Annotated in this window: 27 protein-coding genes, 1 tRNA gene and 1 other RNA gene; 6 read left to right on the top strand and 23 right to left on the bottom strand. The window is 39.2% G+C overall.

Annotated elements, in window-relative coordinates; translation table 11 throughout:
- Positions 1-13 precede the first annotated feature (13 nt).
- The 19 genes from JI723_RS04195 to dnaQ form a co-directional block, all read right to left on the bottom strand.
- Complete coding sequence (locus JI723_RS04195; RefSeq protein WP_272580361.1) at positions 14-769, bottom strand: fimbrial biogenesis chaperone; 756 nt, start codon at positions 767-769, stop codon at positions 14-16.
- Positions 766-1,437: a fimbrial biogenesis chaperone gene (locus tag JI723_RS04190; RefSeq protein ID WP_272580362.1), complete on the bottom strand. Its 672-nt coding sequence runs from the start codon at positions 1,435-1,437 to the stop codon at positions 766-768. The genes JI723_RS04195 and JI723_RS04190 overlap by 4 nt, the downstream gene beginning before the upstream one ends.
- Positions 1,438-1,447: 10 nt before the next feature.
- Positions 1,448-2,008 carry a fimbrial protein gene (locus JI723_RS04185; protein ID WP_272580363.1) on the bottom strand — a complete coding sequence of 187 codons (561 nt, stop codon included), beginning with the start codon at positions 2,006-2,008 and terminating at the stop codon, positions 1,448-1,450.
- Positions 1,974-2,534, bottom strand: a complete 561-nt coding sequence (locus tag JI723_RS04180; protein WP_337979793.1) for a fimbrial protein — start codon at positions 2,532-2,534, stop codon at positions 1,974-1,976. Before JI723_RS04180 ends, JI723_RS04185 begins: the two co-directional genes overlap by 35 nt.
- Positions 2,509-3,207 (bottom strand): fimbrial biogenesis chaperone, encoded by a 699-nt coding sequence (locus JI723_RS04175; RefSeq protein WP_272580365.1) that lies wholly within the window; start codon positions 3,205-3,207, stop codon positions 2,509-2,511. Before JI723_RS04175 ends, JI723_RS04180 begins: the two co-directional genes overlap by 26 nt.
- A 46-nt stretch (positions 3,208-3,253) precedes the next feature.
- Positions 3,254-3,832 carry a fimbrial protein gene (locus tag JI723_RS04170; protein WP_319066920.1) on the bottom strand — a complete coding sequence of 193 codons (579 nt, stop codon included), beginning with the start codon at positions 3,830-3,832 and terminating at the stop codon, positions 3,254-3,256.
- A gap of 269 nt (positions 3,833-4,101) precedes the next feature.
- A complete protein-coding gene (locus JI723_RS04165; RefSeq protein ID WP_272580371.1) occupies positions 4,102-5,214 on the bottom strand; it encodes a hypothetical protein in 1,113 nt (370 codons plus the stop codon).
- Between the two features lie 164 nt (positions 5,215-5,378).
- Entirely contained in the window at positions 5,379-5,969 is a 591-nt protein-coding gene (locus JI723_RS04160) for a fimbrial protein (RefSeq protein ID WP_272580372.1), read from the bottom strand.
- On the bottom strand, positions 5,935-6,462 hold the full coding sequence (locus JI723_RS04155) for a fimbrial protein (protein ID WP_272580373.1): 528 nt from the start codon (positions 6,460-6,462) through the stop codon (positions 5,935-5,937). Before JI723_RS04155 ends, JI723_RS04160 begins: the two co-directional genes overlap by 35 nt.
- A complete protein-coding gene (locus JI723_RS04150; protein ID WP_272580374.1) occupies positions 6,462-6,965 on the bottom strand; it encodes a fimbrial protein in 504 nt (167 codons plus the stop codon). The genes JI723_RS04155 and JI723_RS04150 overlap by 1 nt, the downstream gene beginning before the upstream one ends.
- A gap of 9 nt (positions 6,966-6,974) precedes the next feature.
- On the bottom strand, positions 6,975-7,502 hold the full coding sequence (locus tag JI723_RS04145; RefSeq protein WP_306803379.1) for a fimbrial protein: 528 nt from the start codon (positions 7,500-7,502) through the stop codon (positions 6,975-6,977).
- Between the two features lie 145 nt (positions 7,503-7,647).
- Positions 7,648-8,412 carry a fimbria/pilus periplasmic chaperone gene (locus tag JI723_RS04140; protein ID WP_272580376.1) on the bottom strand — a complete coding sequence of 255 codons (765 nt, stop codon included), beginning with the start codon at positions 8,410-8,412 and terminating at the stop codon, positions 7,648-7,650.
- 77 nt (positions 8,413-8,489) lie between these two features.
- Positions 8,490-11,021, bottom strand: a complete 2,532-nt coding sequence (locus JI723_RS04135) for an outer membrane usher protein (RefSeq protein WP_272580377.1) — start codon at positions 11,019-11,021, stop codon at positions 8,490-8,492.
- A 63-nt stretch (positions 11,022-11,084) separates the two neighbouring features.
- Positions 11,085-11,624: a fimbrial protein gene (locus tag JI723_RS04130; protein ID WP_081335911.1), complete on the bottom strand. Its 540-nt coding sequence runs from the start codon at positions 11,622-11,624 to the stop codon at positions 11,085-11,087.
- A 38-nt stretch (positions 11,625-11,662) separates the two neighbouring features.
- Positions 11,663-12,190 carry a fimbrial protein gene (locus JI723_RS04125; protein ID WP_070927049.1) on the bottom strand — a complete coding sequence of 176 codons (528 nt, stop codon included), beginning with the start codon at positions 12,188-12,190 and terminating at the stop codon, positions 11,663-11,665.
- Between the two features lie 161 nt (positions 12,191-12,351).
- Positions 12,352-12,747, bottom strand: a complete 396-nt coding sequence (locus JI723_RS04120; protein WP_140181933.1) for a helix-turn-helix domain-containing protein — start codon at positions 12,745-12,747, stop codon at positions 12,352-12,354.
- Between the two features lie 1,434 nt (positions 12,748-14,181).
- On the bottom strand, positions 14,182-14,925 hold the full coding sequence (locus tag JI723_RS04115) for an ankyrin repeat domain-containing protein (RefSeq protein WP_139158653.1): 744 nt from the start codon (positions 14,923-14,925) through the stop codon (positions 14,182-14,184).
- A 483-nt stretch (positions 14,926-15,408) separates the two neighbouring features.
- Positions 15,409-15,485: transfer RNA gene (locus tag JI723_RS04110), tRNA-Asp, on the bottom strand.
- A gap of 113 nt (positions 15,486-15,598) precedes the next feature.
- Complete coding sequence (dnaQ, locus tag JI723_RS04105) at positions 15,599-16,360, bottom strand: DNA polymerase III subunit epsilon (RefSeq protein ID WP_319067083.1); 762 nt, start codon at positions 16,358-16,360, stop codon at positions 15,599-15,601.
- 54 nt (positions 16,361-16,414) lie between these two features.
- Between dnaQ and rnhA the strand changes: the two genes are divergently transcribed.
- Positions 16,415-16,885 (top strand): ribonuclease HI, encoded by a 471-nt coding sequence (gene rnhA, locus JI723_RS04100; protein WP_070926733.1) that lies wholly within the window; start codon positions 16,415-16,417, stop codon positions 16,883-16,885.
- A 10-nt stretch (positions 16,886-16,895) separates the two neighbouring features.
- Here rnhA and JI723_RS04095 read toward each other — a convergent pair whose 3' ends face one another.
- A complete protein-coding gene (locus tag JI723_RS04095; protein ID WP_070926735.1) occupies positions 16,896-17,621 on the bottom strand; it encodes a class I SAM-dependent methyltransferase in 726 nt (241 codons plus the stop codon).
- A 33-nt stretch (positions 17,622-17,654) separates the two neighbouring features.
- Here JI723_RS04095 and gloB point away from each other — a divergent pair, with 33 nt between their 5' ends.
- The 4 genes from gloB (at position 17,655) to JI723_RS04075 (ending at position 21,050) form a co-directional block, all read left to right on the top strand.
- Entirely contained in the window at positions 17,655-18,410 is a 756-nt protein-coding gene (gene gloB / locus JI723_RS04090; protein WP_272580379.1) for a hydroxyacylglutathione hydrolase, read from the top strand.
- Between the two features lie 81 nt (positions 18,411-18,491).
- Positions 18,492-19,835, top strand: a complete 1,344-nt coding sequence (gene mltD, locus JI723_RS04085) for a murein transglycosylase D (RefSeq protein ID WP_070926740.1) — start codon at positions 18,492-18,494, stop codon at positions 19,833-19,835.
- Positions 19,836-20,400: 565 nt separating this feature from the next.
- A complete protein-coding gene (gene tomB / locus JI723_RS04080; RefSeq protein ID WP_070926742.1) occupies positions 20,401-20,769 on the top strand; it encodes an Hha toxicity modulator TomB in 369 nt (122 codons plus the stop codon).
- A gap of 77 nt (positions 20,770-20,846) precedes the next feature.
- Positions 20,847-21,050, top strand: a complete 204-nt coding sequence (locus tag JI723_RS04075) for an HHA domain-containing protein (RefSeq protein ID WP_004927064.1) — start codon at positions 20,847-20,849, stop codon at positions 21,048-21,050.
- Between the two features lie 487 nt (positions 21,051-21,537).
- On the opposite strand, the gene ffs is transcribed toward JI723_RS04075, so the two are convergent.
- Positions 21,538-21,634: signal recognition particle sRNA small type (gene ffs / locus JI723_RS04070), an RNA gene on the bottom strand.
- A gap of 116 nt (positions 21,635-21,750) precedes the next feature.
- Positions 21,751-22,209: a YbaY family lipoprotein gene (locus JI723_RS04065; RefSeq protein WP_319066938.1), complete on the bottom strand. Its 459-nt coding sequence runs from the start codon at positions 22,207-22,209 to the stop codon at positions 21,751-21,753.
- 302 nt (positions 22,210-22,511) lie between these two features.
- Here JI723_RS04065 and tesB point away from each other — a divergent pair, with 302 nt between their 5' ends.
- Entirely contained in the window at positions 22,512-23,378 is an 867-nt protein-coding gene (gene tesB, locus JI723_RS04060) for an acyl-CoA thioesterase II (RefSeq protein ID WP_070926746.1), read from the top strand.
- 144 nt (positions 23,379-23,522) lie between these two features.
- Here tesB and amtB read toward each other — a convergent pair whose 3' ends face one another.
- Positions 23,523-24,812 (bottom strand): ammonium transporter AmtB, encoded by a 1,290-nt coding sequence (gene amtB / locus JI723_RS04055; RefSeq protein WP_404826915.1) that lies wholly within the window; start codon positions 24,810-24,812, stop codon positions 23,523-23,525.
- Between the last annotated feature and the right edge of the window lies 1 nt (position 24,813).

Raw genomic sequence — 24,813 nt, 5'->3', positions numbered from 1 at the left:
ACATCTCATCTTTTTATAATTTTATGGTTTCTTTCGGCAAACTTTGCATACGTTCATTGCGCAATCGCCATATCACTTTACTATTACGATAGTTACCCTGAGGTAATTGATAATTTTGAACCCCAAAAGGAGGAACCATTTCAATCGGTTTTTTATTACCAAACTTAAAATCCCCTACGGATAATTCGCTAAAAATCAAATAAATAGGTGAATCATTTTTGACCTGAAGAACATTATCCACCACACTGAAACTTAATTTATCTTTAACTGATTTAACGTTAACACTTTTAATTAACTCAGGACGATAATAGAATTTGTAGTATATAACTGTTGTAAATGTTAAATTACTCTCTGTATTCTTGAATTTAATTGTATTTTTTGAACCTCTGGGTGGAATAGCTTTCAATACAATAAAGAATACCGACTCCCTATCTTGAGGTAATAAATTTAAGTTACCTGAACTTTTAATTTGCCATGAATACTCCGCTTGGCTTTCTAACCGATAAAGCGGAGGAGTTATTATAAAAGGAATATCATCATCATTAGCTTTTTTATTCTCCCGCATGGCCTCATTCGGTATTGAAATACTCGCTTGAATTAAATATGGATAATTTTCTAAGTTTTTTAATGAAAAAGATATTCCCCGACTACCATGTTCAAAAACCAATCTTTTATGGACAAAGCTCAATCCATCAATATGCTTATTTCCGTAAGCGCTAGCTATCAGAAACCATAACGAAACAAAAATAAGAAAAAAATTCTTTTTCATTGATTTCCTCCACACTCATGAATATAAGCATTAGTTTTCCCACCGAAATCATTCATCAATCGCCAAGATAAATTTTCTATTTTCTCTTGTCCTTTTAAAGTTTCACTAGAATAAGGCGGGATCATCGTATTTTTAAATTTTTCATTTTTACTTTTAAAGTCAACAACGGTTAAATAATAAGGTGTTGGATTAGTCATTTTTATTTCTTTGTTAGCACAAGATATAATTAATTTATTATAAGAATCACTTACAAGCATTTCTAAATTTTTAGGGCGATAATATAATTTTATAATTAAGTTAGTAACTATAGTCAAACTACCTTTTTTTTCATTCTTCTTTGGCGGAATAGCTCTAGCACTAAAATAAAATACACTTTCTCTGTCTGTTGGTAGACGGTTTAGCGATACAGGGAAAATACGCATCATAAATGTTGAATTGCCTTCAACACGAAAAACATTTGGGGTCGCTAAAAAATTATCTGTAATTTCGTTTTTATCATTATAAATTTCATTTTGTACTAAAAATGGAGAATCTACATTATTTTTAAATATCACTGACGATGACGTTTCTCCTTCCTCAAAAATAATTCTTGTTTTATTTAAACTAAGCCCTGCTGCATGGGAAATAAAAGACAATATCGTTAATATAAAAAAAATAAAGATTCTCATATTATTACACCTAGTCAGAATAATAGCTAAAAGTAACAAAAGCTGAAAAATCACCTGTGAACTCTTCACAGCTATTGCCGAGATCACTACAAGCTAATACCGCAGTAAATGTTTTATAGTCACCTTCTTTTTGGATGTTATTAAAAATAACATCACCGACAGAATAAGTTGTTGTTTCACTGTCATCCTTAATGGCAACCCCAAAACTTGCTAATTTATCAGTATTAAAAACTTTTCCTTGAGAATCATTGACTAAACTTCCGCCTGATATTTGGACTTTAGATGTTGCTAAATCATCAAAAGTACAATTATCCAAAGAAACATTAAATTTAGCTTTTTTACTTTGTTCCTTTATCTCACTAAAGCTGACACTACCAAAATCAATCCTATTTGTTGACTGTTCTAATCCTGTCACCAAGACATCACATAATTCTTGTTCAACATAAATAGTGAATAAAAACCGAGCTGTTTGATCATCAGGTTTAGCCGAAAAAGAGCACAAGAACAGCGCTAAGATTAAAGGTGTTGTAATCTGCTTATGGCTGAATAAATGAAATTTCAATCGCTGCATTAATATCACCTGTTGTAATTGGTTTATCTTCTATCTTAACCGCCGTGACTTTAAAAAAATTTTCACCCGAAGTTGCTTCAATCGTTGAACTAGAACCATTGAAGTTAATTTCTGTACATGAATTATTACTGCTTGCTCCACAATTTAATAATAAGAAACCGACATTAATTGACTGATCTTCAAAAAGCGTATTTTTATTGATTTTTGTATTACCTAATGTCGCTATTCCTAAAAAAACAGGAGGCTCGTCAGTTGATGACACTACATCACAGCTGTATTTAATTGAAAAAGATTTGTTATAAATGCTTTCCACCCCAGGAGCTAACTCGCTAAGAACACTAATATTAAATGACTCATCAAAAACAATATTTTGTTCACTGCTAGCATCAAACTCACAGGTCGTATTTTCAACCTTTCCACTAAAATAAAGTGTTGTTCTTGGCTCAGAATAGGATACTCCATTAACTGTTAGCATTAAAAAAATGGTAGTAAATCCCTTTTTAATTAATTGTCGATGAATACGCATCATACCCTCCTAAGTCATTAATAACTTTCCATTTAACTATTTCACCTTTTGCTGATCCAGACTCAAAACGAATGCTTGAAAATGGTGCTATCATGTTATTTTTTTTATCTGTGCTAATAACAATAGGCTTGTTATTCACCGATACACTATAAAAACTGATGTAATAAGGTGAGTTATTAACTGCTTCAACTTGGTTATCAATATTTTTAAATATTAGCGATGACTGCGCTTCTTTAGCAGTTTGTTTTAAATCAGTAGGCCGATAAAATAATTTAATAATATTATCAAAACCGATAATTACCCCTTCACTGTTTTTATCTCTCGCAGGGATCATGCGAGCTTTAAAATAAAAAACCGATTCTCTATCTTTCGGTAGTTGATTATTGACCAACATAATACGTACATCTTGCCGACTCATTTTTTCTATACGAAATAAAGGAGGAGTGATCTCAAAAGCGTCAGGATATTGTTCGCTCGCAATGGTAATTTGCGTCAGATAATTGACTTTTTCATCATTATTTCTGAGTGTCACAGACACACTTTTTTCCCCTTGTGGATAAATAATACGTGTAGCATCAATACCAACCCCCGCAGAATAAGCGAAATTATTTAGCAACAAGAAATTGGCAACAATAATAAATAACCAAATTTTTAATGACAGTGTATTTTTCATCGTTTTTTATTAAGGTGATTACAAAACTGTAATCACCTTACTTTAATTAGTTATACGCTACGCTAAAGATAACCGGTACATTCAGGATATCGGTATCATTAGCACCGTTCAGTGCAAACAGGTCTGCCTGCATTGGTAATACATTCACGGCATTACCATCTACATCCGTCACAGCACCTTGATCATCCTCACTCATAACCAGTTTTTGACTTACGCTGATTAATTGATTCGGTTTAATTTCAGTAGCAGTGCCTGAAGCAGAGTTAGTTTTAATACCCACAGCTAATGTTTTTGCATCTGTATTAGCAAAAAGATTTGGATTAAAGATACTTGCTTGACCATCTGCATACAGGCTTAAAGCACCAGAGGTGGTTTCTGCGCCAGCACAGTTAGTCAGTACTAAGTTAAAATCTTTATTCGCAATAGCAGTTGTTGGACCTTGCGTTACACTTTCAGTGGTGAAAACCCCAAAATCAACAATAGAGCCAGAGCTTGTTGCAATATCACAAGTTCCTTTTTGTAATTGTGCTTTAAATGTCACTGTTGTTGTTGTTGCCGCCATTGCAGAACTTGCAACGCCAGCCGCTAACATTAATGCAGCGATAGATGCTAATTTAATTTTCATATTGAACCTCTTTTATAATGATATAAACGTGTGGTATTCAACAGAATTCTTTCGAATTCTATTTATTAAAAAAACATTACTTACCTAGTCATTAATTATTAAACTAATGGCTATATTTCCTAAAGTGAACGATATAAATATTTATATACACTCATTATGCTTCAAGTTGAAACGTTGTTGGTGTCACTCACTTGTGCTAATCACAAAATTATTTATGCCTTTATTGATTAATTCACTTATCCCCTAGCTACCCTAAATTTATTTATTTTTTAATTGTAATCAATATAAACAACACCAGACCTTGAATATGAATTAGGGATCAGAGTACCGACATCCGTCACCACCGCCCATAATGGCGTACTTCCAGTTCTATTTTCACTTAAATCCCAGTTCAATTTGGTATTTGAGTCATAGTCATCAAACATCATACGTATAGTTAACCCACCCATTTTTATTTCTGAGGGTGATGCTCTTAAATTTACCGATGTATCTGCATTGCAAATACCGCTAAGGTGTGCAGAAGCGCTCGCATTTACAGCTGATTTTTGATCTACAGTTCCTAAATTTAATGTATCGTCGTCAAACCAAAATTCACAAACAGTATCTTCCTCCTCAACAGGTGGAAATATGATATTAATCTCCTCTCCTCCACTTGCTCCGCCCCATGAAGCATGACCATCACTACAACCTAATGTGGTATCTCCATAACACTTATGGAATCGAACTCCCCATACATATGGAACAGGTACACCTGTTGAATATCCCTGTACAGTTATTCCGCCAGGTAAGGTGTACATTTGAGTAGGGCCATCAACAACAAGGATCCATGTAGGTTCATAAATTGAGCCAGATACCGAAAACTCGGAAAAATTACCCACCTGACCAACATAAGAGATGTATGTAGAATTTGCATACCAAGCATAACTTGGTTTACAGTCAACGCCCGGTTCCCGACAACCATTATTTTGTGGCATAGTTCCATTGAAGGATAAACCACCTTGAGCTTCCTGAGTTTTCCCTATCGATAAACCAACACGACACCCCGAATAACAAATATAATTAGGGTCCGGCAACCATGTGTCATAGAGACTAATTACTAGTTTTCCACTAAATGAACCATATAGGCCAACCCATTGAGCAAAATATTTCTGCCCATCAGCAAATACTGCTAATGAATCACCTTCAATAAGCTCTGTAGAGCCCGTATCTAACTCAAAACACATAAGGCCTTGATTGCAAGATGCAGCAGTCCCGAGAGAGCGCGAACCCTCATTATCCCAAAACCCAAAAGAAACCGATGGAATAACCAAAAAAGTAAAAATATAAAAACGCAACGTAAAACAAAATATGATTACTTTACGCCTATAGCTTATATTTCGCATACCAATTCCTAAAATTAAACATATCCACTTATAATGTTAATGACTAAGCAATAACTGTGTTTATTAGTACAAACTAGAAATTAATTTTTATTTTTTCATCATGTTGCAAAATTTATTATGGCGATTTTTTCGCTCTAAAAACTAAAAAAGATTTATTTAGTTAATCACTCATAACTCAACGTATAGGTCATCACTGCGGTAAAATTACCAGAGACTAATTTTTTATTTGCCAGTGCTTCACGCTCACCTTGTACATAAGCCTTTAAACGAATAGTCATATCGCCATCTCTCAGTGGCACTGCATAGTCAGTCGAACCATCAATCGGGATCGGACGACCGTCTAAATATTCCAAACCAATTCCTGCCCCTTTAGCTTCACTATTTGGGGTAAACATCAGTAAGCCCTCACTGTTCACGGGACCGGAAAACGAGGCTTTTACAATACTACCTAATGAGGTATCACAATCTTTTAATTCAAATGTAATTAGAAAGCCCGATGTGCGAGTAAAGCGATATAGTGATTTCGTCGGCGTCACACCCAAATCATAATAGGGATTTTCAGTTCCCGGCTCGATGGTACACGGCAACGCAATCAATGTACCTTTGTAGTGAATGTCGACTGTGGAATCCGCCCTTGCTGACCATGACGAAAACAGCAAACTCGACAATAATAAGGTGCTACTCCAGCTAAAGACTTTTTTCATCATCATCTCATCCACCTTACGGATAGCGTATTTCGACTGTGCCTGTGGCACGAAAATCACCTTCCAGTAAATCCACCGCCGGATCTCTGACAGGAACCGCTGACAATGGAATGACAGCAGAGCCACCACTCGACATCACAATCGGGATATTGGCATCATCCGGCGCAACGACTTGTCCTTGATAATACAAACGGATTGCAAGGCCATTACGATTAGTCAGCACAGCATTATTATCGAATGATCTGGCCTCCATCCCTGTATAACCCAGATAAAGTCGTACATCGTTCCCGAGATCATCGCCACAAGTGACTCTCAATGAGAAATTCTGCATGTAATTAATGCCATCAATTTTGGTAATCCCCACTTCATCAAAATCCACCATAATGGGATCATTATCCCCCGTGATATCACAGGGAGGATTGCCAATGAGATTACCGGTAAAATTGACGCGTGTTGATGCATTCGTAAACGGTGCATTGAAGCTAAGCAGCAATATTGCTATCGCACACCAAGCCGCTGACTGTTTGAATCGCTGAAGTTTCATTAGTTATACTCCACCGTCAGTAATGCGGAAGCGTCAAACTCACCATCATCCAACCCGACATTCGCATTTTTCACCGGAACAACCGTTAATGTAGGCTCATTGCCATAGGAAAACGGGATCTCATCATTAAATGAAAAAGGGTGACCATTTTGCTTCACCAGTAGACCTAAACCAGTTCTGTCAGTTCTTAGCAATCGATAGCCGCCCGCCGTAAAATCTGCCCCTGTGTTATCTTCAAAAAATAAATTCAACGACGTTCCATTGACGGCATCATCACAATGTAAGCTGTACGGTATCGGCCGCTCATACGCCACACCATCAATGTTTTTAATGATCATGTCCCCAAAATCTACTTCAATGATTTCATTATCATTTACATCACATGTTTTCAGTTCGATCCGCACTTTTACGGTAAAATCCAATTGTTCTGATCCAGCAAAACTACTTATAGGCAACCATAACGTACCCAGTATCAGTAATGCGCTACAACCAAGCCTTGTCATTGCGCCCCCTTACTCATACAACATTTCAAAAGAAATCAGCGCAGAATACGCGCCCGGCTGCATCAATTGTGCTGTACGCACTGGCGTTACCGTGTAAGTCAGTGTAGATTGCCCCGACGGCAACAAAACGGGATTGCTATCAAGATTGATCGGCAATGTCTGCCCTGCTGTATTATTCAACACCAACCCCAATCCCTGCACACCATTGACCTTGATGTAGTTCGACATAAAAGGTACCGTTGGGGCAATAAAACGAATTTTGATTACAGGTTGGGTGCTACTCCACGCGACTTGTCCCGTACGCACATTTTCAACAGTACTCATGACTTCAAGGCAATCTTGCAGCTCTAAATGAAATTGCGTGGGCCGTCCTCTGTCGCCAACCGCTTTTAACTCCGCCGTTTCAGTATTACCTAATTCAACCGCTTGATACGCCGAGGTCATCGCTAAACGGCACGGACTTTCGGTCAGTGAACCCGACACATACAGCGCACCGTTGGCACCATCGACCTGCCAGTTATCCACGGGACGATACAAACGCGTATTGTTATCCTCGGCCTGACTGCCCCATGAACAGACAAGTACGCTGCCAAACAACACAGAGGTGACAGCATGATGGAGTAATTTGTGTGTCATCGGTTATTCCTTATCGTCATGATGCAGACAAAGCAAATGTAATCGGCTACGGCGTTGCTGGCTTATCGTTCGGTACCACATGGCATTGACTACCTTGGCACTGGAAGGTCAAATTTGGGCGTCCACCGTAGTCATTGATGTAAGTCACGACCGGACGCTGCCCTAATGCATTGGCACTCACCCCTAACGCACTTTCACCAAACGGGGGCAGCATAATGGGTTTAAATTCTTTTTTCTCTTTGCTGTCCAAGGCCTTAAGGCTTTCTGCGGCATTAATTACCGTCACGTAATACGGCGTAGGGTTTTTGACCATTACCGTAGCGCCTTGTTTTTGCAGGATCAGCTGCTCTTGCCATGGTGTGCCCATTTTTGCCGGTACAATCGCTTTCGGGCGATAGAACATTTTTACCCGTGTTTGCAAAGCAATTTGCAAGGTATTTGGCTTATCACTTTTTGGTGGTATTTCACGCAAGTTAAAGTAAAACAAGCTCTCGCGATCTTGTGGCAAGGTGCTAATCGCTGGCAGGGCTTCGATTTTCACTTGGCTAGATTTACCCGGCTCCACCCGCTGCACCGGCGGTAAGACCACCAAGGGTGACGTAATTTTGTTGCCTTCTGCATCGTCAATCCACGCCTGTGCCAAATACGGCAACTGTTTGTTGTTATTTGAAATATTCAGTGACATCGATTTTTGGTCACCGTTGAAAATCACTCGGGTACGGTCAAGACCAATCGCCGCGTGTGCCATGCTGCTTAAACACATCACGCCCATCACACCCGCTATCAAAGCGTATTTTTTATTCAGTTTCATGCTGTTATAACCTTTTTAATGTCATCTCGGAGACACCATTGCGTCGCCGCAAATTCGATTGAAACCATGCTCGTGTATTATCGCTGCGCTAACTGCTTTGCGGTCAGTGGGGTACACTGCAACAACAGTGAGGGATTGTTGATATCGATACTTTCCGGAAAAGCCACTTGGCACCCGTCATCGTCGCCCCACTGAATGGTCATCAGAGAATTTGGCTCAATACCGCTGATATATGCACTGCCGCTGTCCCCCACGATGCCGGTGCTTTGCCCCTTCGCATTGAGGATTTGTGCCCCAAACGGCGGATAACTGCCATCCGGTAAACGCAATACCGTCATCGCTTTTTGTCCTGCCACCACCGCGAACTCACGGTAGCCCACGGCGCCTTCGGTTAACGTCACTTGCACCACCGATTGCTGGGCATCGACATCATCCGGCAGCGCATTTAAGTCAATTTGTGCTTTACTGCGGTAGTAACTGCTCATGTCACCCACCACCGCTTTACCAAATACGTTTGTCGTCACCGGTGCCCCAAATCCTTTGACGGGTACATTGGCAATGCCATCAGTGTCCACCAGTAGGCGAGTTCCACCAGGGACACTCATGCGGTGTACTCCACCGCCTTCTGCCGTCAGGGTTATCCCACCGGTTGCCGATAACCCAAACGCGGTATATTGATTATTGGCGTAACTTGCATTCGCCGAGACACGCGCCGTATCGCCTTGGTGAGTCAGATACGCTGTCCCACTCGCCCCTTTACGGTTTGAGCCAACCCCCAATTGGTAATTGGTGCGCTCATTAATACGGTCATGGTAGGTCACCCGATTGACCGTATCGTAACGGCTGCTGTTTAACGAGTACCCCATATTGGCGCCATTACTCAGCGGGAACGAGGTGGATAAATACACGCTGTCATCCGTCACCCCGTTATACATACTGCGGTTTGCCGACAGGTTGACGCTGACATTCTTAATCGCTCCCACATCAAAATATTTGGATAACGTCAGGCTGTAATAGTTGTTTTCTGGCCTATCCCAATAGGTCTGATGGTTGTAATTCAAATACACGGACATACCGATATCACGGAAGTTTTTGCTCAGTGAAATGGTGTACAGCTCTTTGCTGCCCCCATAACGAATACCGGTTTTCGCGGCCTGCAAGAAATCCGACATACTCATAAAGTCACGCTCGGAGAAGCGATAACCCGCAAATTGAATTTGGCTGTCAATGGCATCAAAACGTTTTGCGTAGCTGACACGATAAGAGCCGCCATTAATGGTATTTTCACCCGCCAAACGAGCGAACGATTGGGTGACATCGAATGACAATGCCCCGAACGCCAGTAAGTCACGACCGATACCCGCAGAAATCGCTTGGTAGTTTTTGCTGCCAATCAAACCGCTGAACAGTGACCACCCGTTATTCACCCCCCACGACAACTCACCCGTAATAAAATTGTCACCTTCTTTATCGCGGTTCACATTATTTGGCTGCCCCATCGCCAACTTATATTGGATTTGCCCTGGGCGAGTTAAGTAAGGCAGGTTGGCGGTATCAAGTTGATACTCTTGCACCGTGCCATCTTGCTCTTCAATCTTGACATCTAACGTCCCGCTGATCGCATCGCTCAAGTTTTGAATACGAAACGGGCCCGGCGCCACTTGTTCGGTATAAATCACCCGCCCTTGTTGGCTGATCGTGACTGTCGCATTCGACTGCGCGATCCCCGTCACTTCCGGTGCATAGCCGCGTAAATTAGGCGGTAACATATTCAAATCCGAGCGCAAACTGGCGCCAATAAAACGGAACGAATCAAACATATTTGAGTTCAGGTAATCTTCACCCAAAATCAGTTTGGCCCCGAGCGCCGGCAATGCGCGGTAGGCGTAAAAACGGTTCCATTGCAGATCACGATTGACCGCTTGGGTCGAGCCCGTGGCGTGATTGAGACGCCCCTGCCAATCGGCACGAAAACGCCATGCGCCTAGGTTCACACCAGCCACCCCGTTGCCGTTTAACGTGTAGGTATTATGGCCTTTATTGTGTGGTCGGTAGGTATTACCGTTAATATTGTAATCCAACAAAATCGCCGCAATCCCCTCATCCCAACGTGATGGTGGATCCCAGTTAGGCGCTGTGTATTCCATATAAGCTTGTGGAATACTCACGTATAAGGAGGACGTCGAGAGATCCCCACGCACCTGCATCCCCGGCAAGCTTTCTAAGTTTAAACATTGGTCATCATGCCACCATGTCAGCTTTTTCAAGCTGTCGGCGGTCAGTCCCAATTGCGCAGTAATCTCGGGTGACAAACACGGCACGCTGCCTTGAGGGTCGTTGTCAGGCACATAAAAAGGAATTTTGACTTCCGGCAAGGCATCATCATTGACTTTTAACGCCAAGCTGTAGGTTCCCGGCATCACGTAGCCCGCACGGGAAAAGTGGTCAAGGTTGATATTTTTTTTGTCTTCCACATCCAATACATCAGTATTGAATTGGATAGCCTCTGTCGACACCGATGCAAAGGCTTCGCCGTGACCACCCAAGGCAAACGCAATGGACAGCGACAGCAGTGCAAGGCGAAAAGGAGTGGCCTTTGGTAAAGACATAAAAAATATCCCTCGTGAACAATCACAATAAAAAGAAGTGCCAATAAAATCGCTGCCAGCGGTTTAGTAATAATCGACTTTAAAGCGGATCAAACTTTGATAAGGCCCAGCTCTCAATGGCCGAGAATCCGAGACCAAGCGTAATTGATAAGCCAGCCGCATACTCGGTGGCACAATATCGTGCTCTGGGGACGCTTCACCCGGTATCACTTGACGCAACTGTGCGTCTTGCATCAATAACCCCACACCCCGCGCCTCACCAAACACTTGAAATAACCCATTATCTGCCGGCGCATCAAAAGTCATGCGCAGTGCGCGCCACGTTTGCGTTGGGTCACTGTGTTTGACTAAATTGCAGTTCACCAACTGAATTTCAAAATCTTGTTTGGGACCTTGGCCTTCTTGGCGGATCGTGCCAATCGGCAACACCCCCATATCAATGATCTGATCACGGGATTCCATGGCAATTGTGCAGGCTGCATCGGTGATTTCACCGTTCATGGTCACCGTACCTGCACCTTGCCCAGCTGCGTGCGCCAAAGGTGAGGTAAAACTCGTCGCGAGGAGTAACGCACTCCATCCGAATACTGCTTGACGCCCCATGGTTTTACCCTCCTTTGAATGACACGCTAGTGTTCTAATTACTCGTAGCTCATGGTGAAGTTAGCCAGTGCAGTGAATTCACCTGGAACGATAGTTTTGCCATCACCTTTCAAATAAGCAGAGAACAGCAGCGAGTTGTCACCATTTTGAATCTTTAGGTCGGTTCCCGCAGAGCCATCTAATTTCACAGGTACGCCACCTAAACCGGCAATTTGAACACCTGCGCCAGATGCTTGACCTTGAATAGCCAGTGAATCCGCCAAGTTAGGGTTCACACCGCCCGTAAAGGTAACGGTTGCCGTATTGTCTTTTAGAGTAGTTGTATCGCAGTCAACCAGCTCGATAGTGAATGGCACTGGACGAGAAGTACCACCATCCTCTAACTGTGCAGATGCTACTTGACCTAGGTTAACCGTTTGGTCAGTTGACTCCGGTGCAATACCACAAGCAGCTTCGATGATAGAGCCATAGAAAGTCACCGTACCTTGACCTGCGCTGACTGGAGCAGCCATAGCCGATGCACTCATTGCACCAGAAATCAAAGTTGCTAAAATAATCTTTTTCATATTTGCCTCTGCAATAGAAATAATATTGTTTAAAGTTAAAAAAGAATGCATTTAAAAACATTCAGGTGTGTCAAAGCCTAATTATTTAGATATAAATAACTTAGAAATAATTTAGATTAAGAATAAAAATTTGGTTTTGTTGAATAGTTGCTAAATAACTATCATCCCCACAAATTACTTTTATTATATCGACCAAATGTTTCCAGCTGTTTTTTCAATTCTTCTGATTGGTCAATTGAGGAAAATACATTATGGTATTGTACGCAGACTTTTTTTTCTGTTTCGAATACTCTCATAAAGACCTGATTAAAAAAATCCGTAAGTGGAACATCAAGTGCATTTAAGATAATAATTAAAGTATCTATAGTTAAATTACAAACTCCGCACTCATAGCGGGATATTTGTTGCTGCGAAACATTGACTAAACGAGCAAGCTCTTTTCCTGTCATTGAGCGCTCTTTACGTAGCTTATGTATTTCCTTTCCGATAGCTTCGGTAAAAACAGTCCTTGAATTGTTAAATTTATTTTCCGATATTTGCACTGCATTTACTCTCACTATTATTCTCCATACATTAAATTAATAGTTTCTACTTAGTAACATTAATATATTGAATAGGAATTTATAAAATAAAAACCAACAAAAAATAGAATCCCATCTCATTCAAACCATTGAATGAAAACTCTATTTTCAAATATTTCCGTAACTTTTAGGTATAAAGGGTATGAATAATTTTTTTATTTTTCTCACTCGGCTAATGCATATTAATTTACTTGAGGACAGAAACAAAATCAAACTTTGGCCTCCCTATTTAGTAGTAACTTGGACACGCAATTACGCCTATACAGAGTAAATCAAATATCTTTAAAACTAGCCACCTTGCTGCATTCAGAGTGAGTCACTTTAAGAGTATCTATAGAAAACAGTGATTTCCACTAATACTATTCACATAAGGAAGGAAATAAAGATAAAAGAACCAAATTTAATTAAAAGTCACAATAATTCATAAAAAAATAAATAAATTAATATATTCAGTATTTCTTACGTTAATGATAGGATTAAGTAATCCCTTATTTTTCAACACGATATAACAAATACAAGCAAGGACAGGAAAAAATACAATATACAAAACTGATGAAACATTGCACTAATATCAATATTAATTTCTCATTATAGAGAGAATATATGAAAAACCAGTTATTATTCATATTAAATAAAAAAGTAGTTTTATCAATCCATGCAATATTTAACTCAAATTAGAGAGCACTTTCATATATATGATTTTAAATAATATCAAAATAACATAATCATTTTTCGATTCGTCAATTATTGATACATTAAAAATACTACGCCCCTCCCACATACTAGTACATATTTTAACTTTATTTATTGATGATAAATCACTAGGTATATTTTATTAATAAAACACGAAGTATATTGCATGAATAAAAAAACTAATTAAAAACAGATACATTAATACTTAGCTAATGAGCTAGTGCAGCAAAAGTATCAATATTAGTCGAAATAAACACAAAAAAAACGCCAGAAATTAACAATATTCATAATGTTAAGAAACATTAAAGAAACAGTATTCATACATATTTCCTGTGCTATTTCTCTAAAGGAATAGATAAAGCTACTAAGGAATAGAAATAACATAAGGGGTAACTAAGATAATAATTTAGCTTTAGTTATGCCATTTGATAAAGAAAATGATTTTAATTTACTGAAAATAAAAAATCCCGAGTCAAAGACTCGGGATCTAAGTTAATAGCCTCTCCCCTGTTTTAGTATCGGTTTATTCTCCTAATCTATAAAACCCCTTTCAGGATCGACCTCACTGGCTTTAGTGTTTTTGCTGGCGTTGTTTTCAGCATCTTTTTCACGTTTTTATCTTACGTTCATGATCACTGCATGAGCTAGCTTAATACATTAACTGAGCGCAAAACTCCCTCTCACGAGGCAATCTTGCACATATTCATCTTCACTGGGTTATTGACATTGCGTATTCCCTGTACGGTGGTTAATTGCGCCATTCGCAATGAGTAATTTTTGCATGTCAATATGGCCTCGCTCACATGCATAACTCAATGCACTTTGATTAAAGGACCCCACACGATTATCTTTTGCCGTCGTCACAGCATTCAAATCAACCTGTTGGCTAATAAAATATTTAACAATATCAATGCGGTTATTACTTGCTGCAATCATAACTAATGTCTCACCATCATCTTCATATGATGAGTCCTGAATATCAAATTTCCCTTCTAATGCTTGTTGGAGCTTTTTCACTACATTTACATTCTTACCTAACGTAGCTGATTTAAGGGCATTATAGACATCTCCGTTATCCGTTGCCCAAAGGTTAGCTTTTTGCGCTATCAGGTAATCCACCATGTCCTCATAACCGATAAAAGCCGCCCAGCCCAATGCTGTTTGCCCTAAGCTTGCATTGTCTTTAGCCTCAATATTTTGCCCTTTTTCAACATACATTTTAACCGTCTCTAAATCCCCTTGTTTAACGGCATCAAACCATTTTGCATCAGGCCCTTCTGAAGGTGCCTCATAAAAAATACGATGAGGTAACTTATTTTTATTCGCAATATCGACCATTTCCGCATAGTCCAATCGAAATTGTTGATAACCATCTGGATTATTTTGATTCAATACTTTTGCGTTGCTAGCCGATGAAAAAAATACCCATAAGAATGCCAATCCAAGCATTTTAATACGCATCATGTGCTCCTAATAGTTTCTAACCACTTAACCTAAATTATCCAGCGAGTTTACCCAACATCCCTACAAGGAGATAGTCAGAAAGTGTGAAGTTTCATGCATAAACTGATTGGCACTTTTATGTATAACCAAAACTAAATATTGCTCAGATATACAAGTGATCACTAAGAAGATTAGAAACATGATTTATGTGCGATATATCAATGTTTGCAGAAAAATTAAATCAAAGATGGGTTATCTAGCAAAAATGATAAAGATAAACGAGCTCACACTTATTTAATAAATTGAATTAAACATTATATGTGATACTCAAAACATACATGTTTTTATGGAAGGGCGGTGATATAACCACTCACATGTGATCAACAAACTAAGAAGAACCTCTGACACCATCTAGTCATAGCAAAGCCAATCAATAATCATACGCTGATATAGCCTAAAAAACAAAAACGCCATGCTAATTAATAGCATGGCGTTATAATTTGGCGGAACGGACGGGACTCGAACCCGCGACCCCCTGCGTGACAGGCAGGTATTCTAACCAACTGAACTACCGCTCCGAATGTTCCTTCAGGGAACGGGGAGCATATTACGAACACTTCCAAAGACAGTCAATACTTTTTCTTGAAAAATCGTGCAGTTGAACAGTTTTTAGCCTTAAAAAACCTTTATATTAATGAAACGTCTCTTCTTCATCAGGTGTTTGACGCCACAGACAAGGCTTTCCACCTTTTTTATCAACAATATCTAGCCTTTTTTCATGCTCGATAAGTTCTTCATCTGAGGCATACAATACTTTAAGACCTGTCATAGGACGCTCAATGCGCTGGACTTCTTCCACATAGTTTTCAGTTGAAGTATCTGCATCCATTGAGAAAGCAAGTGATGTCTGCCCACCTGTCATCGCTAAATAGACATCGGAAAGTATCTCCGCATCCAATAACGCGCCATGAAGAGTTCGCTTAGTGTTATCAATCAAGTAACGATCACATAAAGCATCCAAGTTATTCCGTTTTCCGGGGAATAGCTGGCGTGCCATGACTAAGCTATCTGTAATTTGGCAAAACTCAGTCGTTGGTGGTATCCCTTTATTCAATTTGCGGAATTCATAATCCATAAAACCAATATCAAACGGCGCATTGTGGATAATAAGCTCTGCACCACGAATAAATTCGAGAAACTCATCCGCAATATCGGCAAATACAGGTTTATCCTGCAAAAATTCATCACTAATACCATGAACTTCAAATGCTTCAGGATCAACTAAACGGTCAGGTTTAATATAAACATGGAAATTACGCCCCGTTAATCTACGGTTAATCACCTCAACGGCACCAATTTCAATAATACAATGGCCTTCGTAATGAACGCCTAGCTTGTTCATACCTGTCGTTTCAGTATCAAGGACAATTTGTCTTGTTATCGCCGTGCTCATCATGAATTTTTGTGTCAAACTAAGGATTAATGAATAAGGTAGAGTGTAACAGAAATGACAAAGCAGGTAGAAATTTTCACTGATGGTTCTTGTTTGGGTAATCCAGGTCCCGGTGGTTACGGTGTTCTCCTTCGTTACCAACAACATGAAAAAACACTCAGTGAAGGTTTTTTTATGACAACCAATAATCGAATGGAGCTGCTCGCAGCAATTGTTGCGCTCGAATCGCTAAAACGCCCATGTGATATTATTTTAACCACCGATAGCCAATACGTTCGCCAAGGAATTACGCAATGGATCCATAACTGGAAACGTCGCCAATGGCGTAAAGCAGATAAATCGCCAGTGGTTAATGTAGATCTATGGAAACGTCTTGATGAAGCGATTACTCGACACACCATTGATTGGCGCTGGGTCAAAGGGCATGCAGGGCACCCTGAAAATGAAAAATGTGACGAGCTTGCAAGGCAAGCTGCTGAATCACCAACACAAGAAGATACAGGCTATCAACCAGCTCAAGACTAGCCAATATCTCTTATCGATTCTTTGAACGACTAGATATACGCTTTGCGGCCCCAATAGCTGTCCCAATCTTAACTTTTGGTTGTTTAAATTTAAGTAGAGTCGGTGTTAATGGGTAAGTTCGTTTTCTGGCAACAATAACATTTAACGCCCCAACCCCACCGATGTGCTTATTCAACCAATTTTCAGGATCATGCCAAGGGAATACTTGGCAATTACGGTGATAAAGCACTTCGTAGTTTAGTACACTAAGCCAGTCAAATACCCGTAATGTTGGGAAGAAACGACTACAATAAGGCTGTTGCTTACGAAGAAAAGGGAGCGCTTTCCCTATACCTAGTAAACTAAATGGATTAAAACCTGAAATAATTAACCAACCGTCATCAACCAACACCCTATCAACCTCACGCAACACCCAGTGTGGGTCATGGCTATATGCCAACATATGAGAGATCAAACAAGCATCGATAGATTTATCAGCAAATGGTAATGCCAAAGGCTCTGCTAAGACATGAAATCGCGGATCATCGTTCCCCACGCTAAATTGATGGGCTATCATACATTCTTCAGTGTCGATCTCGGTACTTAAATGTCCTAATTTAAGCAAATGAAAACCAAACATTTTTGGCCACCAAGGACGAAGCTGGTATTGTAGTGCTTGGCGATATTGTCGCCCGAAAGGAATATCAGACCAAGATACTGGCATCTGGAATTTTTTTTCAATACGCGCTGGCTTCATCAAATTCCCCTTAATCAAACCCTAGAGGTCATTATGGAGTTAATACGAGTTCCTGCTTTAAATGATAACTACATTTGGATCCTATCGGATAATCATCAACAGTGTATCATTGTTGACCCAGCAGAGTCAGAACCTGTTCTCGAAATATTGGCACAAAATAAACTCACTCCAATCGCTATCTTGCTCACTCACCACCATCATGATCATACTGGCGGTGTAAAAGGCATTCTGCAATCATTTAGTCAATTGCCTGTTTTTGGGCCAGAAGAAACAGAAGCTAAAGGTGCCACTGAATTAGTTAGCCAAGGTGACCAAATAAAAATCGGTGAATTTGATTTTCATGTGATTGGGCTACCGGGACATACCCTTGGACACATTGGTTTTTATCAAGCGCCTTATCTCTTCTGTGGCGATACTTTATTTTCAGGTGGTTGCGGTCGTATTTTTGAAGGAACACCAGAGCAAATGTTTCAGTCAATTCAAAAAATAGCGGCTCTCCCCGATGATACTCTTATCTGTTGCGCTCATGAGTACACACAATCTAATCTTAAATTTGCTCATCATATTTGGCCTGATAATCTGCAAATTAGCAAATATCAACAAGAAATTGACCTTAAACGCAGTAAAAATCAGGCAACAGTACCCACCACACTTGGAACTGAGCGAAAAATAAATGTTTTTTTACAATGTGATAATGTTGAACTACAAAAAAACATGAATATTAATCAAGCTAATCCACCACTTAGAGCAATTTTTACCGTTTTACGTCAATTAAAAGATTATTATTAGCGTTTAATTATTGTCTTCTTTGTGTCTGCTAAGTATTATTGTTCGACTTTCACACATACAACAATGAAGAATAATGACACAATGAAGACAATAGCGACGATTATCGCCATTGTTCTGCTGGCCGGATGCCAAGCTTCCCCACAAAAAACCAAGCAGAACAGGTCTTCAGCAAACCACACTATAGAAACCATTGCTCCACATAATCAGGCAGCAAGTAGACAACTTCCAAAGATGGATAATGACCTTTGGGGGTATATCAGTGATGAGCTGAAGATGGATATACCTGATAATGCTATCATCAGGGAACAAGCCAACAATTACTACACAAAACAGAGTTTTCTCTACGATGTCACATTAAGGGCTGAACCTTACATGTATTGGATCGTGGATGAAATTGATAATCGTAATTTACCGATGGAATTAGCTTTAATTCCAATCATTGAAAGTTCATTCAATCCAAAAGCAACTTCCCCTGCTCAAGCTGCTGGTCTTTGGCAAATCGTTCCTATCACCGCACGATCTTATGGTTTAAAACAAGATCAATGGGTAGATGAACGCCGTGATCTTGTCACATCGACTAAGGCTGCTTTTGATTTGCTCGAAAATTTAAACATCATGTTTGGTCATGATTGGGAATTAACCTTGGCTGCCTATAATTGTGGCGAGGGCTGTGTGTTAAATGCAATCAAGAAGAATGAAGCCGCAGGGCTACCTACCGACTTTTGGTCATTATCTTTACCAAAAGAAACCAAACAATATGTCCCTAAAATATTAGCATTAAGCCAAATTTTAAGATCTCCAGAAAAATATCAAGTTAAGTTACCTCATAGCAACCGCAATAGGGCATTAACACAAGTTGATGTTGGTCAACAAATTACATTAACCCAAGCCGCTGAACTGACAGGAATTTCAGAAGAGTCCCTCAAAACCTATAACTCAGGTTATAAACGAGGTATTACTTCACCAAATGGTCCACATTATATTATGTTGCCAACCGCTAAAGCGGAACAACTTAAACTATCGCTCTCAGACCAATCAGTTTTAGATAATATTCGTATGGCTGCCGCTGAAAATCAGAAAAGAAGGCCTGCGCAACAACAGAAATCTAGCCACTTTAATTACAAAGTCGCTAAAGGTGAGTCCGTAGCAAGTATCGCCAAAAAATTTAATACCACCAGTAAGAGTATAAAACAACTTAATGGCATGAAAACGGCTAATATTCGTCCAGGGCAAATGTTAAAAATTAAAGGGGTTGCTCCAGTCGCTAATAGCCGGAAATCTAAAACTTACCGGGTTAAGAAAGGCGACTCTTATTACAGTATTGCTAAAAGACATGGTATCAAGCTAAATGATCTAATGAGTTGGAATTCAGGTGTCAAAATGGCAGATCTAAAACCTGGCGTTACATTAAACCTCTACTTATAATTACCCACATGTAATACCTATCGATTAATCGGTAGGTATTACATATTGAATAACAAAAATTAATTATGCTTATCAATATTGAAATCATATTCAATTGTCGTTAATTCCTTCACTATTATGTTAAAAAATCGCATTCAAATTATTTAACACACCGCTTTTTAAGTTAAAACCATCGTTATTTTTTGTAAATAAACGCAAAGTAGCTCTGATTCGATATAAAATCTCCTTAAAATTGTGTTTAATTGATATAAATAGCACTATAAAACCCTTATCAACTATTAATTTTGAAAAAATTTGCTGGTCAGGTGGTGACTTATGTAATAAAAGTGCTATATTATTAGCACAGCGAAAACAGTTAGCGCTGCTAGCCCGTATTTGAATATTACAGATATAATTATTGATAATTCTAAAAATTGCACCTGTTTCACACAGAATCTATATAACCTAAGATATTGATTAATAAATGCTTATGTTAGTAATTCAAGGTGTTTTATTTAGTTTGCACTAAATTATTTTGATATAGAAATACACATAGCAAAGGTTAGTCTCGCCTGCGGAGGTGATTATGGATGAATATTCACCCAAAAATTATGATATATCTGAGTTAAAATATTTGTGTAACAGCCTGAATCGAGAAGCAATTTCTAGTTTACAGAAAACAAATACACACTGGGTAAATGATTTAAGCTCACCACAAAGTGCCAGCCTTAATGAGCTTATTGAACATATTGCCGCTTTTGTATGGCAATATAAGATAAAATATCCCAAAGAGAATCTCGTTATATCATTAGTTGAAGAGTATCTTGATGAAACTTATGATTTGTTCGGTAGCCCTGTAATAACTCTAAGTGAGATTATTGATTGGCAGAGTATGAATCAAAATCTAGTTGCTGTACTTGATGATGATTTAAAGTGCCCTGCAAGTAAGACTTAAGATACCGTTTATGTCCAAATAACTATAACATGGCATGTTATAAAGCTTTTTTAATTATCAATAAAAGAAAGGGTATTATGACCAAAACTGATTATCTGATGCGTTTAAGAAAATGCACGACTATCGACACGCTTGAACGCGTGATCGAGAAAAATAAATATGAACTATCTGAAGACGAATTGGAGCTATTTTACTCGGCTGCTGACCATCGCCTTGCAGAACTCACAATGAATAAACTTTATGACAAGATCCCTGCATCGGTTTGGAAATTTGTTAGGTAACTACTCATTAATATACACAGATAATGACTGGTTATAGCCGATAATTCATTTTATCGGCTCAATATATTTCGTACCCCCCTATTATTGCATTACAAAATAATGCAACCACCCCGCTTGTAATTTATACATTTGGATAATAGCGATAAGTAATAAAGTAACATTAGCACTAATATCTAACTTATTCGTTCGCATCTATAAATAAAAATGTTATAAATAAAGGCCGTTCTAACTTATAAATGTTTATATTAAAATTAATAACATTCATTTTATTCTTTAAATAATATGAAATTAGAACTAAAATGGTAAGAGAAATAAACTTTCAAAACGACTAAAAAAAGTCAATATAACGTCACAATCAGTCTGATAACGAGTATAACTCATTTTTCGGATAATATCACTGTGGCAATAAAACGATTAATAATAACGATAGGCTAAAATAGAGAGTCATTATTAAGCAATAAGCGATATAGCTAGAATTGGGTGGGGGCCCTGCCAGCGACATCCCGGCACACACATCCCCTGCTATGGCTGCTTCCTTCCGGACCTGACCAAGTTAACAAGTTAGCGTTGCGGGAGAACCAACAGAGCCCCCATAGATTGCTTCCTAAAAAGCAGGTGGCATTATGCTTGATGATAACTGAAATAGCAAGGAAACCACCACTGAATGCTGTTTTATTGTGCAATAATAGGATCTTTAACTTTACTGTACCGGTACAAGTCGCAATTCTATATCCTGAGTAACTCCATTATTAATCACAACACTCTCAACATTGGAAATAAACCAAACATCACCTTCAACAGAAACTGTCGCTCTCACTGCCAAATGTGCACTAGAGCGAATTTCATCTTTTTGATAGCTTAATTCAAACGGGAATGGTGATTGCTTACCCTGCGTATCGTAATATTTCTGCGATAAAATTAAAGCAGGTAGCTCTGCAATTGACGTGTCAGCTAGGGTGACTGTAACAACTGCATTGACTGGTAATGCTACACGCTGTTGGATCACAACTTGCCCGCTAATTACGCCAGACTCAATACTCCTATTTGTTGTATCATGAGAGCGATCAAGCTTGGCTTCTTTCGCTTTATTGTTATTTCCCTCACAGCCCATTAATAGAGCCATAAGGATCAACCCCATGATGACTTGGTATAATTTCATGATAAGTGCCTAAAAAACAGATCATTGCCAAAATATTTTTATATTATTTATCTTAAGGTGCAATTTTTTACTGAAGACACTTCAATTATAGCGAAAAAATCTCATTAATGAAATATCATTTCCAAATGTAACAAAAAAATTCAAAAAATATTTTCACTTCCATACCATGTTGAAGTAGCTCAATAACAATTAGATATAGATTTTATCTATAAAAACCTTACCACAAAAACTGCCTACCTATTTTTGTGTATTAATGGGAAAATATAGTTATCTGATATTTTTTAATTGATACCAAGGTCGCTATGAGCCCAGAATTGCAAAATTTAATTAGCTTATTAGAGCTAGAAAAAATAGAAGAAGGTATTTTCCGTGGTCAAAGCGAAGATCTTGGCCTCCCCCAAGTTTTTGGTGGACAAGTTGTTGGCCAAGCTATGTATGCCGCGGAACAAACGATCCCTGACGATCGCGTCATCAACTCGTTTCACAGTTATTTTTTACGCCCTGGAGATAGCCAGCGCCCTATCGTGTATGACGTTGAAATACTCCGAGATGGCGGCAGTTTCAGCACGCGCCGCATCAGTGCAATACAACATGGAAAACCGATATTTTTCATGACCGCATCTTTCCAAGCGCAAGAAGATGGTTTTGATCATCAAAACTTAATGCCAGAAGTACCATCACCAGAAAAACTGATCTCTCAAGATGAGATTATCCAACGTTTAGCCGCTCAGTTACCTGAATCAGTCAAGAAGTATGCTTTACGTCCGAATCCATTTGAATTCCGCCCAGTGCAATTTTATAGCCCATTTGATGCCCCTCCCCAAGAACCATTCCGCTATATTTGGTTCAAAACAAAAGGGCAACTTCCTGATATCCCATCACTTCATCATTATTTATTAGGATATGCATCTGACTATAATTTTCTTCCTGCAACCCTACAACCTCATGGTCGTGGTTTTATGGAGAGGGATTTGCAAGTTGCGACAATCGACCATTCTATGTGGTATCACAGACCATTTAAAATTGATGAGTGGTTACTGTATGCGATAGAAAGCCCATCTGCATCAGGTGGTAGAGGCTTTGTTAAAGGGCAAGTTTATAATCAACAAGGAGAGTTAGTCGCAACCGCGGTTCAAGAGGGGGTTATTCGTAAAAGAAAGCCTCGTTAAAAATATGTTAGTACTAACTAACAAGGCAGGGAGTTATTCTTCCTGCCTTGTCATATTTTATGTGATATCGTTATTCATGGATATCCACTATTACGGCTTAATTAGCCCCCATAACATGAATGTTAGTACTAACTTACATCATAATTAGTTATACGCGCTTTCACCGTGATGGGTAATATCCAGTCCTTCTCTTTCTTGCTCCATATCTGCACGTAAACCTGTTGTTTTATCTGCGATTAAGAAAGCCAGATAGGCAATTACCGCGGTCCATATCACACAAACAATAATACTAAATGCCTGTATACCGACTTGTTTCATCATCGTGACACCTTCGACATATCCCATCCCACCTAATGCCGCAGAAGCAAATACCCCTGTCAATAAACACCCCACAATGCCACAAACGCCATGTACCCCAAATACATCGCATACATCATCAACTTTTAACCAGCGTTTTAAAATAACCACTCCCCATAGCCCTGCAATACCAGAGATTAGGCCTATTATCAGTGCACCAGCAACACCAACAGCGCCTGCACCGGGTGTCACACCCACTAATCCTGCAAGGCAGCCAGAACAAGCGCCGAGTAACGAAGGCTTATTTCTAAAAATCCATTCCGCGAACACCCATGACAACACAGCACCGGACGTTGCAACAACAGTATTGATAAAGGCAAGCGCAGCAATTGAGTTTGCACTTCCTGCTGAGCCTGAATTAAAACCGAGCCAACCAATAAATAAGATTGCCGTCCCCATAAAAACCATTGGCAAATTATGTGGTTTTATTGCTTCTTTTCCGAAACCAATTCGCTTACCAAGTAAGTAAGCACCAACAAGCCCCGCAACTGCCGCATTAATGTGTACAACGGTTCCACCAGCAAAATCTAACGCACCATCCTGTGCTAATAAACCACCACCCCATACCATATGTGCCATTGGTATATAAGCAAAAGTCGTCCAAATAAAGGCAAATATTAAGACCGCAGAAAACTTGACCCTCTCACCTAAAGCGCCAACAACTAACGCAACAGTTAAACAAGCAAAAGCCCCTTGGAATGCAACATGTACAAATTGTGGGATCGTTGCTGAAAGGCTTTCAATACTAATTCCTTTCAACATAAATTGGCTAAAGCCGCCAAAAAAATCATTTCCTTCGCTAAATGAAAGACTGTAGCCATAAACAACCCAAATGACAGAAACTAGAGCTAAAATCACCATAGTTTGCGCCATAAGTGATAGAACGTTTTTACTACGTAATAACCCGCCATAAAATAAAGCGATCCCTGGTACAATCATAAACAAAACCAGTGCAGTGCAAATCATCATAAAAGCATTATCGGCTTTATCTATACCCTCTTCAGATGCGAGTACACTCGCAGGAAAACTCGCTATTAGTAGCAAATAAACGCATTGAAATAGTTTACTCATCGCCATT

Source organism: Providencia manganoxydans (genome assembly GCF_016618195.1).
Lineage (GTDB): Bacteria > Pseudomonadota > Gammaproteobacteria > Enterobacterales > Enterobacteriaceae > Providencia > Providencia manganoxydans.
This window is presented reverse-complemented; position numbering and strand designations above follow the sequence as displayed.

Excerpts from the sequence above, each read along its gene's own strand:
- JI723_RS04195 (WP_272580361.1), bottom strand. The coding sequence starts at position 769 with ATGAAAAAGAATTTTTTTCTTATTTTTGTTTCGTTATGGTTTCTGATA.
- JI723_RS04190 (WP_272580362.1), bottom strand. The coding sequence starts at position 1,437 with ATGAGAATCTTTATTTTTTTTATATTAACGATATTGTCTTTTATTTCC.
- JI723_RS04185 (WP_272580363.1), bottom strand. The coding sequence starts at position 2,008 with ATGCAGCGATTGAAATTTCATTTATTCAGCCATAAGCAGATTACAACA.
- JI723_RS04180 (WP_337979793.1), bottom strand. The coding sequence starts at position 2,534 with ATGCGTATTCATCGACAATTAATTAAAAAGGGATTTACTACCATTTTT.
- JI723_RS04175 (WP_272580365.1), bottom strand. The coding sequence starts at position 3,207 with ATGAAAAATACACTGTCATTAAAAATTTGGTTATTTATTATTGTTGCC.
- JI723_RS04170 (WP_319066920.1), bottom strand. The coding sequence starts at position 3,832 with ATGAAAATTAAATTAGCATCTATCGCTGCATTAATGTTAGCGGCTGGC.
- JI723_RS04165 (WP_272580371.1), bottom strand. The coding sequence starts at position 5,214 with ATGCGAAATATAAGCTATAGGCGTAAAGTAATCATATTTTGTTTTACG.
- JI723_RS04155 (WP_272580373.1), bottom strand. The coding sequence starts at position 6,462 with ATGAAACTTCAGCGATTCAAACAGTCAGCGGCTTGGTGTGCGATAGCA.
- JI723_RS04150 (WP_272580374.1), bottom strand. The coding sequence starts at position 6,965 with ATGACAAGGCTTGGTTGTAGCGCATTACTGATACTGGGTACGTTATGG.
- JI723_RS04140 (WP_272580376.1), bottom strand. The coding sequence starts at position 8,412 with ATGAAACTGAATAAAAAATACGCTTTGATAGCGGGTGTGATGGGCGTG.
- JI723_RS04135 (WP_272580377.1), bottom strand. The coding sequence starts at position 11,021 with ATGTCTTTACCAAAGGCCACTCCTTTTCGCCTTGCACTGCTGTCGCTG.
- JI723_RS04130 (WP_081335911.1), bottom strand. The coding sequence starts at position 11,624 with ATGGGGCGTCAAGCAGTATTCGGATGGAGTGCGTTACTCCTCGCGACG.
- JI723_RS04125 (WP_070927049.1), bottom strand. The coding sequence starts at position 12,190 with ATGAAAAAGATTATTTTAGCAACTTTGATTTCTGGTGCAATGAGTGCA.
- JI723_RS04115 (WP_139158653.1), bottom strand. The coding sequence starts at position 14,925 with ATGCGTATTAAAATGCTTGGATTGGCATTCTTATGGGTATTTTTTTCA.
- dnaQ (WP_319067083.1), bottom strand. The coding sequence starts at position 16,360 with ATGAGCACGGCGATAACAAGACAAATTGTCCTTGATACTGAAACGACA.
- rnhA (WP_070926733.1), top strand. The coding sequence starts at position 16,415 with ATGACAAAGCAGGTAGAAATTTTCACTGATGGTTCTTGTTTGGGTAAT.
- JI723_RS04095 (WP_070926735.1), bottom strand. The coding sequence starts at position 17,621 with ATGAAGCCAGCGCGTATTGAAAAAAAATTCCAGATGCCAGTATCTTGG.
- gloB (WP_272580379.1), top strand. The coding sequence starts at position 17,655 with ATGGAGTTAATACGAGTTCCTGCTTTAAATGATAACTACATTTGGATC.
- mltD (WP_070926740.1), top strand. The coding sequence starts at position 18,492 with ATGAAGACAATAGCGACGATTATCGCCATTGTTCTGCTGGCCGGATGC.
- tomB (WP_070926742.1), top strand. The coding sequence starts at position 20,401 with ATGGATGAATATTCACCCAAAAATTATGATATATCTGAGTTAAAATAT.
- JI723_RS04075 (WP_004927064.1), top strand. The coding sequence starts at position 20,847 with ATGACCAAAACTGATTATCTGATGCGTTTAAGAAAATGCACGACTATC.
- JI723_RS04065 (WP_319066938.1), bottom strand. The coding sequence starts at position 22,209 with ATGAAATTATACCAAGTCATCATGGGGTTGATCCTTATGGCTCTATTA.
- tesB (WP_070926746.1), top strand. The coding sequence starts at position 22,512 with ATGAGCCCAGAATTGCAAAATTTAATTAGCTTATTAGAGCTAGAAAAA.
- amtB (WP_404826915.1), bottom strand. The coding sequence starts at position 24,812 with ATGGCGATGAGTAAACTATTTCAATGCGTTTATTTGCTACTAATAGCG.